Origin of the sequence: uncultured Formosa sp., from assembly GCF_947500765.1 — a bacterium.
Lineage (GTDB): Bacteria > Bacteroidota > Bacteroidia > Flavobacteriales > Flavobacteriaceae > Formosa.
In genome coordinates, this window is record NZ_CANMTH010000001.1 from 514,710 (window position 1) to 534,257 (window position 19,548).

General features: G+C 34.6%; 11 protein-coding genes and 1 tRNA gene. 6 read left to right on the forward strand and 6 right to left on the reverse strand.

The features are described 5' to 3' along the window. Window positions 1–23 precede the first annotated feature (23 nt). Together Q1B05_RS02230 and Q1B05_RS02235 are read left to right on the forward strand one after the other, a co-directional pair. Window positions 24–2,729: an outer membrane beta-barrel protein gene (locus Q1B05_RS02230; RefSeq protein WP_299777090.1), complete on the forward strand. Its 2,706-nt coding sequence runs from the start codon at window positions 24–26 to the stop codon at window positions 2,727–2,729. A 137-nt stretch (window positions 2,730–2,866) separates the two neighbouring features. After that, window positions 2,867–2,948: transfer RNA gene (locus Q1B05_RS02235), tRNA-Tyr, on the forward strand. A 47-nt stretch (window positions 2,949–2,995) separates the two neighbouring features. On the opposite strand, the gene Q1B05_RS02240 is transcribed toward Q1B05_RS02235, so the two are convergent. The 6 genes from Q1B05_RS02240 to Q1B05_RS02265 form a co-directional block, all read right to left on the reverse strand. Beyond that, entirely contained in the window at window positions 2,996–3,448 is a 453-nt protein-coding gene (locus Q1B05_RS02240; RefSeq protein WP_299777092.1) for a hypothetical protein, read from the reverse strand. Between the two features lie 110 nt (window positions 3,449–3,558). Then, a complete protein-coding gene (gene metK, locus Q1B05_RS02245; RefSeq protein ID WP_299777094.1) occupies window positions 3,559–4,812 on the reverse strand; it encodes a methionine adenosyltransferase in 1,254 nt (417 codons plus the stop codon). Window positions 4,813–5,055: 243 nt separating this feature from the next. Further along, entirely contained in the window at window positions 5,056–6,282 is a 1,227-nt protein-coding gene (gene amt, locus Q1B05_RS02250) for an ammonium transporter (RefSeq protein WP_299777096.1), read from the reverse strand. A gap of 18 nt (window positions 6,283–6,300) precedes the next feature. Next, window positions 6,301–6,639, reverse strand: coding sequence for a P-II family nitrogen regulator (locus tag Q1B05_RS02255; RefSeq protein WP_299777098.1), 339 nt, complete (start codon window positions 6,637–6,639; stop codon window positions 6,301–6,303). Between the two features lie 145 nt (window positions 6,640–6,784). Next, on the reverse strand, window positions 6,785–8,083 hold the full coding sequence (locus tag Q1B05_RS02260; RefSeq protein ID WP_299777100.1) for an ammonium transporter: 1,299 nt from the start codon (window positions 8,081–8,083) through the stop codon (window positions 6,785–6,787). A gap of 72 nt (window positions 8,084–8,155) precedes the next feature. After that, window positions 8,156–9,172, reverse strand: a complete 1,017-nt coding sequence (locus Q1B05_RS02265; protein ID WP_299777103.1) for an outer membrane beta-barrel protein — start codon at window positions 9,170–9,172, stop codon at window positions 8,156–8,158. Window positions 9,173–9,628: 456 nt separating this feature from the next. Here Q1B05_RS02265 and gltB point away from each other — a divergent pair, with 456 nt between their 5' ends. From gltB to ilvB, 4 genes are all read left to right on the forward strand, one after another. Then, window positions 9,629–14,134: a glutamate synthase large subunit gene (gene gltB, locus Q1B05_RS02270; protein ID WP_299777105.1), complete on the forward strand. Its 4,506-nt coding sequence runs from the start codon at window positions 9,629–9,631 to the stop codon at window positions 14,132–14,134. A gap of 5 nt (window positions 14,135–14,139) precedes the next feature. Continuing rightward, window positions 14,140–15,606 (forward strand): glutamate synthase subunit beta, encoded by a 1,467-nt coding sequence (locus tag Q1B05_RS02275; RefSeq protein WP_299777107.1) that lies wholly within the window; start codon window positions 14,140–14,142, stop codon window positions 15,604–15,606. A gap of 513 nt (window positions 15,607–16,119) precedes the next feature. Then, the gene (ilvD, locus tag Q1B05_RS02280; protein ID WP_299777108.1) at window positions 16,120–17,805 is read left to right on the forward strand and encodes a dihydroxy-acid dehydratase; all 1,686 of its coding nucleotides are present in this window, start codon (window positions 16,120–16,122) and stop codon (window positions 17,803–17,805) included. 9 nt (window positions 17,806–17,814) lie between these two features. Beyond that, window positions 17,815–19,548, forward strand: a complete 1,734-nt coding sequence (gene ilvB, locus Q1B05_RS02285; protein WP_299777110.1) for a biosynthetic-type acetolactate synthase large subunit — start codon at window positions 17,815–17,817, stop codon at window positions 19,546–19,548.

The window sequence follows — 19,548 nt, forward strand, 5'->3', positions numbered from 1 at the left end:
TACATAAAATTCAATTATAAAAAATGAAAAAAGGATTAATTATTCTTTTGCTTTTAGCTTTTAATATAAGTTTTGGGCAATTAAAGTTAGAAGGAGTTGTAAAGGATAGTGTGGGTAGCCCATTAGAGCTAGCCAATGTTATTGCAATTAACACAGAAAGCCAAGCGTTAGAATCTTACGGGATTACAGACCAAGACGGTAAATATAAATTAGCTGTTTCTAAAAACTCTAAATATAATGTTCAGGTGAGTTATATTGGGATGAAAACAGAACAAATTGCGATAGAAACTACAGATAAAAATGTCTATAAAACATTTACTCTAAGTAGCGATAATATGTTAGATGAAGTTGAATTGATTTATGAAATGCCTGTTACAATAAAGGGAGATACCATTGTATATAATGCAGATTCTTTTAAAAATGGAACAGAACGGAAACTAGAAGATGTGCTTAAAAAATTACCAGGTGTAGAAATTAATGATGATGGTGAGATAGAGGTTGAAGGTAATGTAGTGAGTAAGGTAATGGTGGATGGAAAAGATTTCTTTGATGGCGATTCTAAATTGGCAACAGAAAACATCCCTTCTAGTGCTATTGATAAGATTGAGGTGTTAAAGAATTTTGCCGAAATAGGACAATTAAGAACGGTAACAAATAATCAGGATAATGTAGCCATAAACATTAAATTAAAAGAAGGTAAAAAGAATTTCTGGTTTGGAGATATTACCGGTGGTGGTGGAATTGCAGACGACGATAATTTGTATTTACTTCAGCCAAAATTATTTTATTACAGTCCTAAATATAGTATAAACTTAATTGGAGATTTAAATAATATAGGAGAGATTGCTTTTTCAAGACGAGATTATTTCAATTTTACAGGAGGTTTTAAGGCCCCAAGTAGAAGTAGTGGAACCAATATCGATTTAGGGACAAATAGTCTGGGGTTTGCATCACTTCAAAATAACAGAGCTCAAGATATAAATACCAAATTTGGTGCGGCAAACTTTAGTTATTCGCCAAAAGAGACTTTGACTTTTAGTGGTTTCGGAATTTTTGCAAGTAACAGAATTGGAATGCAAGAAAACAATAGTATTGTATATACTAACACAGATCTAGGTGTGCCAGACGAAATTACTCAAAGTAAAACCAAGCAAAGTAGTGATTTAGGAATGTTGAAACTTAGTGTTGGATATCAGCCAAATGTTAACAATCAATTAGATTACGATGTTATTGGTCGAATTTCTAAAGAAAATCAAGATCAGATAGAGGTGTCTTCTGTAATAGGTAATACAGTTCAAAATGAATCGTCTAGCCCGTTTAGTATTAATCAAAATTTAAATTACTATTACACGTTAAGCGATAAACATATTTTTGCTTTCGAAGCTCAGCATTTATGGCAAGACGAAGATCCGTTTTACAATGCCATAATTGAAGAGAAAAGTGAATACGAAGATGCAGCTGCTGGATTAGGATTAGATAACCTCCAAATTGATTATAACGTGAATCAAGATAAACGTGTAAAATCTAATCAGGTAGATGCTAAGGTAGATTACTACAATGTGTTAAATGCTAAGAGTAATTTAAATTTTACTTTAGGAACCATTTATAGTAAACAAACTTTTAATTCAAATATTTTTCAAGTATTAGATGATGGATCAGCCTTTAATCCAACGCCAACAATTAATGATGGTTTAGGTGTGAATAATATAGATTATACGTTTTCAGATGTTTATGTGGGTATGCATTATACGTTAAAAACTGGGATCTTTACAGTTACTCCTGGAGCTACAATACATAGTTATGCTAGTGATAATGTTCAATTCAATGAGAAATATAAAGACAATTTCTTTAAAATACTTCCAGATTTAGATGTGCGTCTTCAACTTAAAAAGAGTGAGCAATTATCGTTAAGTTATGGTATGGAAACTCAATTTACAGATGTTACCCAATTGGCAAAAGGTTTGGTTATGAATGATTATAACTCGTTCTTTTATGGGAATGAAGGTTTAGATAATGCCATTTCTCATGCCGTACGTTTAAGATATTCTAGTTTCAATTTATTTAATTATACTAATGTGTTTGCTAATGTTAATTATAATAAAAGTATAGATAACATTAGAAATATAACAAATTTTGAAAGTGTAATACGTACTAATTCACCATTCAATTCTGCTTATGCAGACGAAACGGTATCGGCTAGCGGACGTTTTCAAAAGCAAGTGGGCAAGTTTAAAGCTTCTGCAAGTGGATCGTTTAACTATTCAAAATTTAATCAATTTATTCAGAGTGTAAGATCTGTTAACGAAAATTACACTCAAAATTATGGGGTAGAGTTAAGTTCTAATTTTAGAGATGCTCCAAATTTCGAGATCGGATACAATTACAGTATTCAGGATAACGATCAGGGAGATACAAGAACTAAGTATTATACCTCTTCTCCTAATGTAGAATTTAATGTGTTAATCTGGAAAGTGTTAACCTTTAAAACAGATTATAACTACAATAATTTTAGTGATGAAGATGGAAGTATTAATAGCTATGAATTCTGGAATGCATCTTTAGCATATAGAAAAGATGCAGATAGTAAGTGGGAATTTGAATTGAAAGCAACCAACTTATTAGATACAGAATCTCAAAGCCAAAGTAGTACAAGTGATATTTCTGTAAGCGCTACAGACTACTTTATTCAACCAAGATATGTAACATTAAGAGCTGTATATTCCCTATAATAGTGATTGGATTGGGGTAAGTATATTTTTTTTAGAGGCTTAATTGCTCATTTACAGTGTGTAAAAATTGTAGAGATAAAAAAATATAATTTTTTGTTTGAAACTTTAAAAAAAGTGATATATTTGCCACCGGTTTTGGGGAGATACTCAAGCGGCCAACGAGGGCAGACTGTAAATCTGCTGACTACGTCTTCGTAGGTTCGAATCCTACTCTCCCCACAAAAAAGCAAGCTATAAAGCTTGCTTTTTTTATGTCTATACTTTCTTTAGGGAATAAGAATTGTATAAAAGTCAAATTTATTGTCTAAAGTGTATTCTGTATCTTGTATTTCAATCTCATTATAAGTTGTGAAACTGCAATGGTTTTCAGACTTACGTTCGGCATCTACATAAAGATTGAAAATGATTTCGTCTTCAATTTTTAATTCAAAATTTACAATTTCAGTTTTCCAACCAATGGAGTTAATTTCAATAATGTTATAGTTGTCTTCGTCTATAAAGGTAAATTCAGCGTTAGAATTCTTATCTAAGGTGTTTGTTAAGGATATGTCATTAGCGTTATATGTTCCATTTGTAAATAGGTTTTCACCTGTTGTTTTGTCAACTAATTCGAATGTAAATGAAGTGGGGGGAGTGAAGCAATCTATAATATCGTCGTCGTTGTTACAGCTGTAAAATGTAAGAGCAATGCAGGTTAGGATAAAAAATATTTTTTTCATAATTGAATAGGTTTAAAGAAATTTATGGAGTTCTTAATACCTTGATTAAAAATAATAAAAAAAGCCACCCTCAATGAAGAAGATGGCTTTATATAATGATTAAATCTTTATTACAAGTTAAAAGCAGCTTTAACAAGATCTACGTAATCTAATTTTTCCCAAGTAAATAATTCTACATCTAGGGTTGTAGCTTCTCCATTTGGTTGTGTAAATGTTTTGGTAACAGTTTCAGGTTGTCTTCCCATGTGCCCGTAAGCAGCAGTTTCGCTATACATAGGTTGACGTAGTTTTAAACGATCTTCTATTTCTGAAGGACTCATCTTGAAAATGTTTGATACTTTCTTAGCGATTTCTCCATCAGTCATGTTAAAAGGACATGTTCCGTATGTATTAATATAAATACCCATAGGTTCTACAACACCAATAGCGTATGAAACTTGTACTAAAACTTCCTCGCAAACACCAGCTGCAACTAAGTTTTTAGCGATGTGTCTTGTTGCATAAGCTGCGCTACGGTCTACTTTACTAGGGTCTTTTCCAGAGAACGCTCCTCCACCATGAGCACCTTTACCTCCGTATGTGTCAACAATAATTTTTCGCCCTGTTAAACCTGTATCTCCATGAGGTCCTCCGATAACGAACTTCCCTGTTGGGTTTATATGATATTTAATATCGTCGCTAAATAAATTTTGAATATGCTCAGGTAATTTTGCAATTACACGTGGTATTAAGATTTTAATAATATCCTCACGAATTTTAGCGAGCATTACTTCGTCTGTTCCAAAATCATCGTGTTGTGTAGAAATTACTATAGCATCAATACGTTGAGGTACATTGTCGTCGCTATATTCTATAGTTACTTGACTTTTGGAATCTGGACGTAAATACGTGATGTCTTTGTTTTCGCGTCTTAACTCTGCTAGTTCTTTTAAAAGGGTATGAGATAAATCTAAAGCCAAAGGCATGTAGTTTTCGGTTTCGCTTGTTGCGTAACCAAACATCATTCCTTGGTCTCCTGCGCCTTGCTGTTCTCTTGTTTCTTTGTCTACACCTCTGCTAATGTCGTCTGACTGCTCGTGGATTGCAGAAAACACGCCACAAGAATTTCCGTCGAACATGTATTCGCTTTTGGTGTAACCAATTTTATTAATAGTGTCTCTTGCAATTTTTTGAACATCTAAATAGGTTTTAGACTTTACTTCTCCGGCTAAAACAACCTGCCCGGTGGTAACTAAAGTTTCGCAAGCAACTTTAGAATTAGGGTCGAAGGCCAAGAAATTGTCTACTAATGCGTCGCTAATTTGGTCAGCAACTTTGTCTGGGTGTCCTTCGGATACACTCTCCGAGGTAAATAAATATGCCATAATCTAATTTATAATTATTAAATATGGAGGGGATTTGACGAAAACGTCTCAGGAAGTATGCACTGTCCTTTAGCATTTTTTAGTGAGGTTGCAATCAGTCAAATCTTTCCTCGTTATTATGTGGCAAAAGTACGTATATTATTAAGAAATCAAAAAAACGGGCTGTTAATTAAGTCTAAAAATTAAAAAGCCTTTAGAGATATATTCTAAAGGCTTTAATTTATGTGTTAAAACGTAAGTATTTTAATGTTCATTTAATCTAAAATCAGGATATGCATCCATACCATGTTCATGTGCATCAAGACCCTCTAATTCTTCTCTTTCAGAAACACGAATACCCATTGTCTTTTTCAGTGCAAAAATAATGATGAATGATGTTATAATACAAAAAGCAGCATAACAAGCTACACCTGTTAATTGACTTACAAATTGATCTACACCTGCTAAATTACCAAATATACCTACAGCTAAAGTCCCCCAAATTCCACAAATTAAGTGAACAGCAATTGCTCCAACAGGGTCGTCTAATTTTACTTTATCAATAAAACTTACGGCAAACACGATTAATGCTCCTGCTATAGATCCAATAAGGATGGCATCTGTAGGGCTCATTTGGTCTGCTCCAGCAGTAATACCAACTAATCCGCCTAGTATACCATTTAAAAACATGGTTAAATCTAAGTTTTTGTACATGGCGGTAGATACTAACATACAAACAACGCCTCCAGCTGCAGCGGCTAAACATGTTGTAACTAGTGTTAATGACGTTAATTCTGGGTCTGCAGATAATACAGAACCTCCATTAAATCCGAACCATCCTAACCATAGAATTAATACACCTGCAGTTGCTAAAGGGATATTGTGTCCTGGGATAGCTTGTGGTTTTCCGTCTTTAAATTTCCCAATACGTGGGCCTAATAGGCAAACAGCAACAACAGCAGCCCAGCCTCCAACAGAGTGTACTAAGGTAGAACCTGCAAAGTCGTAGAATCCTAATTGATCTAAGAATCCACCACCCCATTTCCAAGAACCGGCTATAGGGTAAATAATTCCGACATATATAATAGCGAAGATCATGAACGGTACAATTTTCATACGTTCAGCAACAGCTCCAGATACAATTGTTGCTGCAGTTGCAGCGAACATACCTTGGAATAAGAAATCTGTCCAATAGGTGTACCCTTCATTATATGCTAAGTCTAATGCGCCATCTGCGGTTAGTGGTGAGTCTAGTCCGAATCCTGCGAATCCGAAAAACCCATTAAATTCTCCAGGATACATTAAGTTGAATCCTACTAAGCAGTAGAGTAAAAGTCCTATTGTAACAATGAAGATGTTTTTAAAAAGTATGTTTAATGTATTTTTTTGTCTAGTTAAACCTATTTCTAAAAATGCAAAGCCAAGGTGCATGAAGAAAACAAGTGCTGTACAGATCATCATCCATACATTGTTGATTGTTAATAATTCCATATTTAAATTTTTTAGTGTTTATTTTAGTGTTTCTCCTCCTTTTTCGCCAGTTCTGATTCTATAGCATTCTTTAACGTCTGATACGAATATTTTTCCGTCCCCAACATCTCCGGTTCTTGCTGCTGCTATAAGTGTTTTGATGGTGATTTCTTCAAAATCATCATTTACGACTATGGAAAGATATCTGCGTTGAATATCGCTAGTGCTATAACTAACACCGCGATATACGTGTCCGGTTTTTTCATTTCCAAGTCCTGTTACGTCCCAGTAAGAGAAAAAATTAACACCAATTGCATGAAGTGATGTTTTTACTTCAGAAAATTTAGATTTTCTAATAATTGCTTCTATTTTCTTCATAATTATTTGTGGTTTATCATTTTAGTTAATTTCAATTTATAATAATTTATTTGATTTATACAGAATATTTATTACGTTAAAAAGATGCCATGTTGGTACATGGCATCTTTTGTCTAGATTTATAACTTATAAAGATTAGTTCATTTTATTCAAATTCTCTAACTCTTTTTCCGTGGTAAGCGATAGAACCGTGTTCAGAAATATCAAGACCTGCGATTTCTTCTTCTTCGGTAACTCTTAAACCTCCACATGATTTTTTAATAATGGTAAGGAATAAATAAGATAATACAATAGCCCAGAAAGCATATGCAATTACACCTATTGCTTGAGCTGCTAATTGAGCAAATCCGCCACCATTGAATAATCCAATACCAGTATCTCCGTCTACTCCCCATAGTCCAATAACTAAGGTTCCCCATACACCTGCAACACCGTGAACCGATATGGCTCCTACAACATCATCGATTTTTAATTTCTTTTCAACAAAGCCTATAGATAATACGACAAGGATACCTCCTATTAAACCCGTTAATACGGATCCGCCTTCGGTAATGTTACCACAACCAGCAGTTATACTAACAAGACCAGCAAGTGCTCCGTTTAATGTCATCGCTAAATTTGGTTTTCCGTCTTTAAACCAAGTAAATAATAAAGCACTGCAAGCACCAGCAGCAGCAGCTAAATTGGTTACTAGAATAACTTGAGATGCAGCAACAGAATCGTCACCTCCCCAAGCTAATTGAGATCCACCGTTAAAACCAAACCATCCTAACCATAGAATGAATACTCCTAAGGTTGCGTACATTTGGTTGTGACCGTGAATTTCAACCGGTTTTCCATTAATATATTTTCCTATTCTAGGACCTACCATCCAAGCGGCAACTAAAGCAGCCCATCCACCAACAGAGTGAACAATAGAAGAACCTGCAAAGTCAATAAATTCTGCTGGCATCCATTCTGCATTTAACCATCCACCATTCCATTCCCATCCACCAGCAATAGGGTAGATAAAAGCGGTTAGTACGATACTAAAAATAGCATATGTAGTGTATTTTGTACGTCCAGCTATTGCTCCAGAGACTATAGTTGCAGCTGTTGCGGCAAATACTGTTTGAAAAAATAAGTCGGCTGGACCTTGAGAGAATATAAGTCCTCCCCAGTGAAAAAATCCTCCACCAGAAATATCTGCGCCGTACATTAAAGAATATCCTATAAACCAAAAGGCTAAAGTACCTACAGCAATGTCCAAGAAGTTTTTCATGGCAATGTTTACTGCGTTTTTTGAATCTGTCATTCCAGATTCAACAAGAAAAAATCCTGCTTGCATAAAGAACACTAGAATACCCGAGATAAGCATCCATAGCATTCCCATGTCGTCTTTAACAGCAGCGGCAACATCAGCTGCTTCTTGTACTGCAGGGAGTGTGTTTAAAAATAGCATCATAAATATAATTATTAGGGTTAGTTGAGTTAGTGAAAATTAAGACGTGGTCAATTCGTCCTTTTATATTTTTACTTAGAATACGTAAATAGCAGCTATTGTAAAGGCTGCTAAATTATCTGTACCCATACCATCGTTGTCTAGGTATTTTTCTTCAGACCAAGAGTCTATTCTAAATTCTGGCTTAATAATTAAGCTTTCAACAGTATAGCTTCCTGTAAGCGTAAAGGCTAATACATCTTCATCATCTATGTCATTTCCGTCATAATATTTTCCGTAATATTCACCTCTTAGACCTAGGCTAAAAGAATCGGTAGCTGCATATTGAGGATAAAATGCTGCGCCATAAAATCCAGATCCATCGTTGTCGTTATAAGCAGCATTGATTCCTAAGTAAAAAGAATCTGTTAAATCGAAACCTCCGGTATAGTCTATTTCAAAACCTAAACCATCATTGTTTCCGCTGTCGTAGTATAAGTTAAGGTATTGTCCTTTATAGCCTAATTGAGCTCCAAAAGCGTATTCTCCGCTTAAAGAAGTGTCATTTGTATCCCAAGGGTTTGTTACTGCTAACATTAAGCTAAAATCATCTGTTAAAGCAAAGTCTGCTTTCAGTCCCATGTGTGAAAATGGTCCGCTTGAAAACAAGTAAGATGTACTGTAGTTAAAGTTTGCAGCCGGTGCAATAACTTCGTAACCTAAAAAGGTATTCCATCTACCAAAAGTTAATGTTGTTTTGTCAGAGACATTCCAGTAAACGTATGCCTGATTAACTATACCGTTTACGATGTCGCTATTAAAAGTTGCTTCTTCTCCTCTTGGTCCAACTACTAGATCAAGTACAGCTCCTGTTTTTGCGCCTTCATAAGAAACAATAAGGTTTCCCATTCCTAAAGCAAATCCAGATTTTTTGGCAAAAGCTGTTCCGAAATATTGACCTTCATCGTCAGGTGCTGTGAAATAAGTTTGATAATATGCATCAACGCTACCGCTGATGGTGAATTTAGGTGTGCTTTCTTCTGTAACGATTGTGTCCTGAGCATAAATGCTAATTGTTGCAAATAATAGTGCAAGGGTAAAAATTTTTTTCATGTTTTGATGTGGTTTGTTTTGTTAATAACAAATCAAATCTATGTAAAAAGTTTTTTAAACCTACTAAAAAATAGGGGGGTAAGGTGTATTTTTATCATTTAATCAGTTTTACCCCTTAAAAAATGAGGGTATTTTAAATAAATATTCAAAAATGAGTATTTTTTCGAATGGTCTTTTTGGGGAAATTTGAAATAATTGTTAAATTTTATGAATTAAATGCACTCAAATCACCTTAGTGTTAAGAAGACTTTTGTTTATTATTAAATTTGTTGCATTTTATTGTTTTGAAAATGGTAGTGAATTCGTAAATTACAACCCTAAATAATTGTAATAAGAAAATGAATATTAAAGTATACCTATAATGTCATAAAAATTTAATTACAATTATTACAGTAAAAAGTATACTGTTATATTAGTACTTGCTAGTAGCAAAAAATAACTAAACAATTAATGATTATGTTGAAGAAACAAGGGCTGTATTTGCCAGAATTTGAACACGACAATTGTGGGGCTGGATTTATTTGTAGTTTAACAGGAAGTAGGTCTAATGATATTATCCATAAAGCACTAGAAATACTAGTGAAATTGGAGCATAGAGGTGCTGTGAGTTCAGATGGTAAAACAGGGGATGGAGCTGGGATTTTAATAGATATTCCCCATGATTTTTTTGTAAAATATTGTGATTTTGATTTGCCTGCTCGAGGGGAGTATGCCGTGAGTAATATGTTCTTGCCTAAAAGGCAAAATCAACGCGAATTTTGTGTAAATACGTTCGAAAAATGTATTGCTGAACAAGGGCTTAAATTAATAGGTTGGCGTACTGCTCCAGTTAATAATAACGTAATAGGTAAAATAGCAGCAGCTAGTGAGCCTTTTATTCAACAAGTTTTTATTGGAAAAAATAATCCTGAGCAAACAGATTTTGAGTTTAATTTAAAATTATTCTCAGCACGAAAGATTGCTGAACACGCAGTATATAATTCAAAATTATCTGAATCTTCATTCTTTTATTTCCCTAGTTTATCAACTAAAACTATAATATATAAAGGGTTGTTAATGCCTGAAGATATTAAAGAGTATTATTTAGATTTATTAAATCCTTTATTGGATGCAAAGCTAGCACTAGTGCATCAACGTTTTTCAACCAACACGTTTCCAACATGGGATTTAGCTCAGCCATTTCGTTACATGTGTCACAATGGTGAAATTAATACATTAAGAGGAAATGTATCTCGAATGTTTTCTCGTGAAGAAATCATGGAGAGTGATTGGTTTGGAGATGATATTAAACGTATTATTCCTACTATACTAAAAGGTAAGTCAGATTCAGCTTCTATGGACATGGTTGTTGAGTTGTTATTAATGACAGGGCGTTCTTTGCCAGAAGTAATGATGATGTTAGTTCCTGAAGCATGGGAGAAAAATGTAAATATGTCTGATGCTAAAAAAGCATTTTACGAATTTAATTCATGTTTAATGGAGCCTTGGGATGGGCCTGCATCTATTCCGTTTACAGATGGAAGTTATATTGGAGCCGTGTTAGATAGAAATGGTTTACGTCCGTCTAGATATACAGTTACAAAAGATGATTTTGTAATCATGTCTTCAGAAACAGGAGTTGTAGAGATTGAGCCAGAGAATATTAAATTCCACGGTCGATTAGAGCCAGGGAAAATGTTTTTAGTTAATATGGACGAAGGTCGTATTATTAACGATGAAGAAATTAAAGAAGCGATTGCGAATAAGCATCCATATAGAAAGTGGTTAGATAAAAACCTAATTCACTTAAAAGATATTCCTTATAGTACAGATCCTGTTGTTTTTGAAGAAGAAGATTTAGGTATAAGACAAAGTGTTTTTGGATATACCCAAGAAGATTTAAATACCATTATTAAACCGATGGCTCAAGCAGGAAAAGAACCAATTGGTTCTATGGGTAGCGATACTCCAATTGCTGTATTGTCTGAGCGTCCTCAATTAATATACAATTATTTTAAGCAGTTATTTGCACAAGTAACGAATCCGCCGTTAGATGGTATTCGTGAAGAATTAATTACAGACATTAGTTTAACTTTAGGAAGTGATACTAATATTTTTGAAATTAATGAATATCACTGTCGTAAGTTGAAAATTCAGAATCCTGTAATTTCTAAGCAAGATTTAGATAAAATTAAGCATCATGATAAAAGTCCAGATTACCAAGTAACATCAATTTCAATTTTATACGATGTCTCTAAAGGGGTTAATGGTCTTGAAGATCGTTTAGAGGAGATTGTTAATACAGCTGAAAAAGCGATAGATTCTGGAACTAATATTATTATCCTTTCAGATAGAAATGTAAATAAAGTTAAGGCGCCAATTCCGGCATTATTAGCATGTTCCTATGTTAATCATGCATTATATAAAAGAGGAAAACGTTCTCAAATTAGTTTAATTATAGAGTCTGCAGAACCTCGTGAAGTTCATCATTTTGCATTATTATTTGGTTATGGAGCAAGTGCAATTAACCCTTATATGGTTAATGAGATTGTTGAAAAACAATTAAAAGATCAAGATCTTACTAGTTTAGATTTTGAAGAAGCAATTGCAAATTATAATATAGCTGTAGGAAAAGGGATTTTAAAGGTCATGAATAAGATTGGAATTTCTACTTTAAATTCTTATCGTGGGTCTCAACTTTTCGAATGTATTGGTATTAATACCAAAGTTGTAGAAAAGTATTTCCCAACAACGGCAACACGTATTCAGGGTATTGGTTTAAATGAAATAGAAAAAGAAATTTCTCTTCGTCATCAATGCGCCTATAAAGTCAGAGAAATCAATGCTAATTTAGATTTAGAAATTGGTGGACAATATAGGTGGAGACGTAGCGGAGAAAAGCATTTATTTAATCCGTTAACCATTGCAAAATTACAAGAATCTGTTCGTACTAATAAAAAGTCTACTTATAAAGAGTATTCAGAACTTGTAAATAATCAATCGAAAGATCTAATGACAATTCGTGGATTGTTTGAATTTACAAACTACGATCCCATTTCAATAGAAGAGGTAGAGCCTTGGACCGAAATCGTAAAACGTTTTAAAACGGGAGCGATGTCTTACGGATCTATTAGTAAAGAAGCACACGAGAATTTAGCCATTGCAATGAACCGTATTGGTGGAAAAAGTAATTCAGGTGAAGGTGGGGAAGATCAAGAACGTTTTTATAAGGATCCTGATGGAGACTGGAAAAACAGTGCTATTAAGCAAGTGGCTTCCGGGCGTTTTGGAGTAACTTCTAATTACTTAACAAGTGCAAAAGAGATTCAGATTAAAATGGCGCAAGGTGCGAAACCTGGAGAAGGTGGACAGTTGCCTGGGCCAAAAGTGAATCCTTCAATTGCAAAAACACGTAACTCTACACCTTATGTGGGATTAATTTCACCACCACCACATCACGATATTTATTCAATTGAAGATTTATCTCAATTAATTTACGATTTAAAATCGGCTAACAGAGAAGCGCGTATTAACGTAAAATTAGTATCAGAAGTTGGAGTAGGAACAGTAGCAGCTGGTGTTGCAAAAGCAAAAGCAGATGTTATCTTAGTTTCAGGATTTGATGGAGGTACAGGAGCTTCTCCTTTAACATCTTTAAAACATTGTGGATTACCTTGGGAGTTAGGAATTGCTGAAGCGCAACAAACTTTAGTAATGAATGATTTAAGAAATCGTATTGTTTTAGAATGTGACGGACAATTAAAAACGGGTAGAGATGTTGCTATCGCTTGTTTGTTAGGGGCTGAAGAATTTGGTTTCGCAACGGCACCATTAGTAGCTTCTGGTTGTATCATGATGCGTGTATGTCATTTAAATACATGTCCAGTGGGTATTGCAACTCAAAATCCGGAATTACGTAAAAAATTCAAAGGGAAACCTGAGCATGTTGTTAACTACATGTATTTTGTTGCTCAAGAATTACGTGAAATTATGGCACAATTAGGATTTAGAACTATTAACGAAATGGTTGGACAATCTCAAAAATTAGATCGTAATCAGGCTATTGAACATTATAAAGCTTCAGGTATCGATTTAACTCCAATTTTACATAGAGTAAAAACAGAGCCTTATGTAAAATTATATAATACAGAAAAACAAGAACATCATTTAGAAAGTCATTTAGACTTCGAGATTATTAATAAAGCCCATCCAGCATTATTCCGTAAGGAAAAAACATATTTAGATTTTCAAATTACAAACGTCGATCGTGCCGTTGGTGCAGTAGTTAGTAACGAAATATCTAAAATTTATGGGGCGCAAGGCTTACCAGAAAATACGCTTAACTTGAATTTTACAGGATCTGCGGGACAAAGTTTTGGAGCTTTTGCAACTAAAGGCTTAACAATGATTGTTAACGGAAATACAAACGATTATTTAGGTAAAGGGTTATCAGGAGCTAAGGTAATTATTAAAGTTCCTGAAAAAGCAACTATTGTTCCTGAAGAGAATGTAATTACAGGAAACGTAACTCTGTATGGTGCAACTTCTGGAGAAGTTTATATTAATGGTAAAGCAGGAGAACGCTTTTGTGTAAGAAATTCAGGAGCTCAAGCTGTTGTAGAAGGTATTGGAGATCATGGTTGTGAGTATATGACAGGTGGTGTTGCTGTAGTGCTTGGCCAGGTTGGGAGAAACTTTGGAGCAGGTATGAGTGGTGGTATCGCTTTTGTTTTAGATGAAAAAAACACATTTAAAGGACATTGTAATTCCGAAGCACTGAACTTAGATCCAGTGGTTTTAGAGGAAGATATACTAACGTTAAAAACATTGATTGAAAATCATTATAATGCAACTTTAAGTCCGTTGGCACAACGTATTTTAGAAGAATGGGAAACATACTTGCCTAAGTTTGTTAAGGTGTTACCAGAAGAATATAAGCAAGCTTTAATAAAATTAGAACAAGAAAACCTTGTAACGCAATAGATATTATGGGAAAAATAACAGGATTTTTAGAATATAAACGCGAAATTGAAGGTTACGAACCTGTAGAAGAGCGTATAAAAGACTACAAAGAATTTACAATTCCATTATCTGAATCGCATATAAAAAATCAAGGTGCGCGTTGTATGGATTGTGGAATTCCATTTTGTCACAGTGGTTGTCCGCTTGGTAATTTAATTCCAGATTTTAACGATAAAGTATATAAAGGAAAGTGGAAAGAAGCAGCAGCTATTTTACATTCTACAAATAATTTTCCAGAGTTTACAGGAAGACTTTGTCCAGCACCTTGCGAAGAAGCATGTGTGTTAGGGATTAACGAAGATCCTGTAACAATTGAGAATATTGAAAAAAACATAGTAGAAACAGCCTTTAAAGAAGGTTGGATTGTGGCTAATCCGCCAAAACAACGTACTGGTAAAACGGTAGCGGTTATTGGTGGTGGTCCTTCAGGTCTGGCTGCTGCACAGCAATTAAATCGTGCGGGACATTTAGTGACACTTTTTGAAAGAGACGATAAAGTTGGTGGTTTAATGCGCTACGGTATTCCAGATTTTAAATTGGAAAAACAAATTATAGATCGTCGTGTAGCTGTTCTAGAAGAAGAAGGGATTATCTTTAAAACTAATGCACATGTTGGGGTAAATGTAGATGCAGATAAGCTTAAAGCAGATTTTGATGCAGTGGTGTTATGTGGGGGTGCAACCGTAAGACGTGGTATGCCAATTCCAGGAGCAGAATTAAATGGGGTTGTTCAGGCTATGGATTTTCTAAAGCAGAATAACAAGCGTGTAAGCGGAACTAAAGAATTTGAAAAAGAGATTTTAGCTACAGATAAACATGTTATTGTTATTGGAGGTGGAGATACAGGATCTGATTGTATTGGGACCTCTAATCGTCATGGAGCAAAATCGGTTACTAATTTTGAAATTTTAGATAAACCATCAGTAGGAAGACCAGCAAATCAGCCTTGGCCGTATTGGCCTATGAAACTGCGAACAAGTTCTTCTCATAAAGAAGGAGTAGAGCGTTTTTTTAGTATTTCAACCAAAGAATTTTTAGGTGATGAAAACGGAAATTTAAAAGGATTAGTAACAACCGAGGTGGAGTGGGTTTTTAAAGAAGGAGAACGTCCGCAATTAAAAGAGCTTCCGGGTACTGAAAAAACTTGGGATTGCGATTTAGCTTTATTGGCTTTAGGTTTTACAGGATCTGAAAAGACACTTCCAGAGCAGTTAGGTTTAGAAATGGATTTTAGAACTAATATTAAGGCAGATACTAAGGATTATATGTCTAATGTGCCAGGAGTTTTTGTTGCGGGAGATATGCGTCGTGGACAATCTTTAATTGTATGGGCAATTTCAGAAGGTAGACAAGCAGCTTATCATGTAGATACGTATTTAATGGGAGAATCTAATTTACCTCTTAAAACAGGAATTGATTTACCTCGTGTTTAAATTATAATTTAAAGTAAATATTTAGAATTTTCATAGGTTCTTAATTTAAGAATTAAGATATTTGAAAGACATATGAAAAACATTATAGTAAATATCATTTCTATTAGTGTCGTTGTGATTCGTTCACGGGGATAAAAAGGGAGTGTGTTTATTCTAAAATAAAATTAAAGCCTTCCTTTTTATGGAAGGCTTTTTTGTTTTAATATAGTGTCGAGAACACTGTTGTTTTATAAAATTAATTAAAGCTGTAAACGTAAAATAACGATGGCTTTTTGGTTCCGATTTTATAATAAAACCTTAATTCTGAAAAAAGTCATTTTTTTTATAATAAAAAGAAGAAATTGAACGTCATATATAGGTGGATTTAAGTTGTTTTAAATCAGTGTTTTAGGTGTGTATTATTAATGGTGGATTTAGTCGATATGTGTTGGGGTAAATTCGTTAAAAAATGACAAAAAATTAATTTAGTACTCTCAAAGGAATTAGAATGAGAGCAAAAGCTTTTAAAAACATATGAAAAACTTAAAAAAGTATAGTTACGCGGTCACTCAAGATGCTTCTTTACCTGCAGCTCAGGCAATGTTGCATGCTATTGGGTTAACAGATGAAGATTTAGAAAAACCATTTATTGGTATTGCTAGTACAGGTTACGAAGGAAATCCTTGTAATATGCATCTTAACGACTTAGCGACTCATGTTAAAAAAGGAACGCAAAATGCCGACATGGTTGGGTTAATTTTTAATACCATTGGTATTAGTGATGGTATATCTAATGGTACGCCAGGTATGCGTTATTCGTTAGTCTCTAGAGATATTATTGCAGATTCTGTAGAAACTGTTGTTGAAGGAATGAGTTATGATGGTGTAATTACCGTTGTAGGTTGTGATAAAAACATGCCAGGTGCCTTAATGGGTATGTTGCGATTAAATAGGCCGTCAATTCTGGTTTATGGAGGTACAATTGCTTCTGGTTGTCATAAGGGTGAAAAACTTGATATTATTTCTGCTTTTGAAGCTTACGGAAAAAAAGTTGCTGGAACTATTGGAGATTCAGAATTTAAAGAAGTGGTGCATAAAGCCTGTCCAGGTGCTGGAGCTTGTGGAGGTATGTACACCGCAAACACTATGGCGTCTGCTATAGAAGCTTTAGGGATGTCGTTACCGTTTAACTCTTCTACTCCTGCTGTTGGAGACGATAAATTAAAAGAAAAAGAATGTGTTAAAGCAGGAGAAGCTTTACGCTATTTATTAGAAAATGATATAAAACCTTCAGACATTGTAACTAAAGAATCATTAGAAAATGCATTTAGATTAGTTACTGTTTTAGGAGGGTCTACAAATGCAGTACTTCACTTTTTGGCAATTGCTAAAGCTGCAAAAATAGATTTTACATTACAAGATTTTAAAAGAATTAGCGATACAACTCCATTATTGGCAGACTTAAAGCCTAGTGGTAAATACTCTATGGAAGATTTGCATGGTATTGGAGGTATTCCAGGTGTTTTAAAATACATGTTAGAGAACGATATGCTTCATGGCGATTGTTTAACAGTTACAGGGAAAACTATTGCAGAAAACTTAAAAGATGTTCCTAATTTAACTGAAGGACAACAAATTATAAAACCACTTGAAACACCTATTAAGGAAACAGGTCATATTAGAATATTATTCGGAAACTTGGCCACAGAAGGAGCTGTAGCAAAAATTACAGGTAAAGAAGGCTTGTCTTTTAAAGGTGTAGCTAATGTTTTTAATAGTGAAGCTGAGGTTAATGAAGGTATCGCTCACGGAAAAGTAAAAAAAGGAGACGTGATTATTATTCGTTACGAAGGTCCTAAAGGAGCACCAGGTATGCCAGAAATGTTAAAACCAACATCATCTATTATGGGAGCTGGTTTAGGGAAAGATGTTGCAATGATTACCGACGGGCGTTTCTCAGGAGGGTCTCATGGTTTTGTTGTTGGGCACGTTGCGCCAGAAGCACAAGAAGGAGGTAATATAGCTTTAGTAGAAAACGGCGATGTTATTTTTATTGATGCTGAAAACAATACGATTGATATTGAAATCTCTGAAGAGTTATTGGCAAAAAGAAGAGCGAATTGGGTAGCTCCAAAATTGAAAGCAGAACGAGGAGTATTATATAAATATGCGAAAACAGTATCGTCGGCATCGAAAGGGTGTGTGACTGATGAATTCTAATTTTTTACTATGAACACAGAAACAGTAAAAACAATAAAGACCGCTACAGAAAAAACCGTGCGTATTTCGGGGAGCGAGGCTATCATTAAATGTTTGTTAGCTGAAGGTGTTGAAATTCTTTATGGATATCCAGGAGGAGCTATAATGCCTGTTTACGATGAACTTTATAAATATAAAGACAAAATTCATCATGTTTTAACACGTCATGAACAAGGTGCTGCACACGCAGCTCAAGGTTATGCTCGTATTTCAGGAAAGGTAGGGGTCGCCGTGGCAACTTCAGGTCCGGGGGCAACAAATCTAATAACAGGTATCGCAGATGCTCAAATAGATTCTACACCTTTAGTTTGTATTACTGGTCAAGTATCATCCCATTTATTGGGAAGTGATGCGTTTCAAGAAACAGACATTGTAGGTATTTCTACTCCTGTTACTAAATGGAATGTTCAAATTACTAAAGCCTCAGAAATTCCTGAAGTTATAGCGAAAGCATTTTATATTGCTAAAAGCGGACGTCCAGGACCTGTGTTGGTAGATATTACAAAAGATGCTCAGTTTGAAGAGTTTGATTTTAAATACGAAAAATGTACTTCGGTACGTAGTTATAAAGCAGCTTGCAAAATAGATAGTAAGGCTGTCCAAAAAGCGGCAGACTTAATTAATAGTGCTAAAAAACCTATGATTGTTTGGGGTCAGGGTATTATTTTAGGAAAAGCAGAGCAAGAGCTAAAAACTGTAATTGAAAAAGCAGGAATACCTTCAGCTTGGACCATTTTAGGAGCTTCAGCCGTACCAACAGATCATCCTTTAAATATAGGAATGGTTGGTATGCACGGTAATTATGCGCCAAATATGTTAACAAACGAGTGTGATGTATTAATTGCAATCGGTATGCGTTTCGACGATCGTGTAACGGGCAGTTTGTCTACATATGCAAAGCAAGCTAAGGTTATTCATTTTGAAATAGATCCAGCTGAAATTGATAAGAACGTAAAAACAGATGTTGCTGTTCTTGGAGATTCTAAGTTGAGTTTAGCAGAATTGATTCCGCTTTTAAACGAAAATTCACATCCAGAATGGCATCAAAAATTTAAAGATTTATATGCTATCGAGTTTGAAAAAGTGATTAAAGACGATTTACATCCAACCAAGGAAGGTTTAACTATGGGTGAGGTGTTAAATCAGATAAATATACAGTCTAAAGGAGATGCTGCGATCGTGTCGGATGTTGGTCAGCATCAAATGATTGCGTGTCGTTATGCAAAATTCAACAAAACTAAAAGTAATATCACTTCAGGAGGTTTAGGAACTATGGGCTTTGCGTTGCCAGCTGCTATTGGAGCAAAAATGGCTGCTCCAGACCGTGATGTTGTTGCTATTATTGGTGATGGTGGTTTTCAAATGAATATTCAAGAATTAGGAACCATTTTTCAACAAAAAGTACCTGTTAAAATTGTAGTTTTAAATAATGAATTTTTAGGAATGGTTCGCCAATGGCAACAATTGTTTTTCGATAAGCGTTACGCATCTACCGAAATGACAAATCCTGATTTTGTAGCAATTGCAAAAGGATATTATTTAGATGCTAAAAAAATAACAAAGCGTGAAGAATTGGCTGATGCTGTAGCCGAAATGATGGCTTGCGAAGGCGCATATTTATTAGAGGTTTGCGTCGAGAAGGAAGACAATGTTTTTCCAATGATACCAACAGGAGCTTCAGTTTCAGAAATTAGATTAAGTTAA

Excerpts from the sequence above, each read along its gene's own strand:
- gltB (WP_299777105.1), top strand. The coding sequence starts at position 9,629 with ATGTTGAAGAAACAAGGGCTGTATTTGCCAGAATTTGAACACGACAAT.
- metK (WP_299777094.1), bottom strand. The coding sequence starts at position 4,812 with ATGGCATATTTATTTACCTCGGAGAGTGTATCCGAAGGACACCCAGAC.
- Q1B05_RS02260 (WP_299777100.1), bottom strand. The coding sequence starts at position 8,083 with ATGATGCTATTTTTAAACACACTCCCTGCAGTACAAGAAGCAGCTGAT.
- Q1B05_RS02240 (WP_299777092.1), bottom strand. The coding sequence starts at position 3,448 with ATGAAAAAAATATTTTTTATCCTAACCTGCATTGCTCTTACATTTTAC.
- Q1B05_RS02255 (WP_299777098.1), bottom strand. The coding sequence starts at position 6,639 with ATGAAGAAAATAGAAGCAATTATTAGAAAATCTAAATTTTCTGAAGTA.
- amt (WP_299777096.1), bottom strand. The coding sequence starts at position 6,282 with ATGGAATTATTAACAATCAACAATGTATGGATGATGATCTGTACAGCA.
- ilvB (WP_299777110.1), top strand. The coding sequence starts at position 17,815 with ATGAACACAGAAACAGTAAAAACAATAAAGACCGCTACAGAAAAAACC.
- Q1B05_RS02275 (WP_299777107.1), top strand. The coding sequence starts at position 14,140 with ATGGGAAAAATAACAGGATTTTTAGAATATAAACGCGAAATTGAAGGT.
- Q1B05_RS02265 (WP_299777103.1), bottom strand. The coding sequence starts at position 9,172 with ATGAAAAAAATTTTTACCCTTGCACTATTATTTGCAACAATTAGCATT.
- ilvD (WP_299777108.1), top strand. The coding sequence starts at position 16,120 with ATGAAAAACTTAAAAAAGTATAGTTACGCGGTCACTCAAGATGCTTCT.
- Q1B05_RS02230 (WP_299777090.1), top strand. The coding sequence starts at position 24 with ATGAAAAAAGGATTAATTATTCTTTTGCTTTTAGCTTTTAATATAAGT.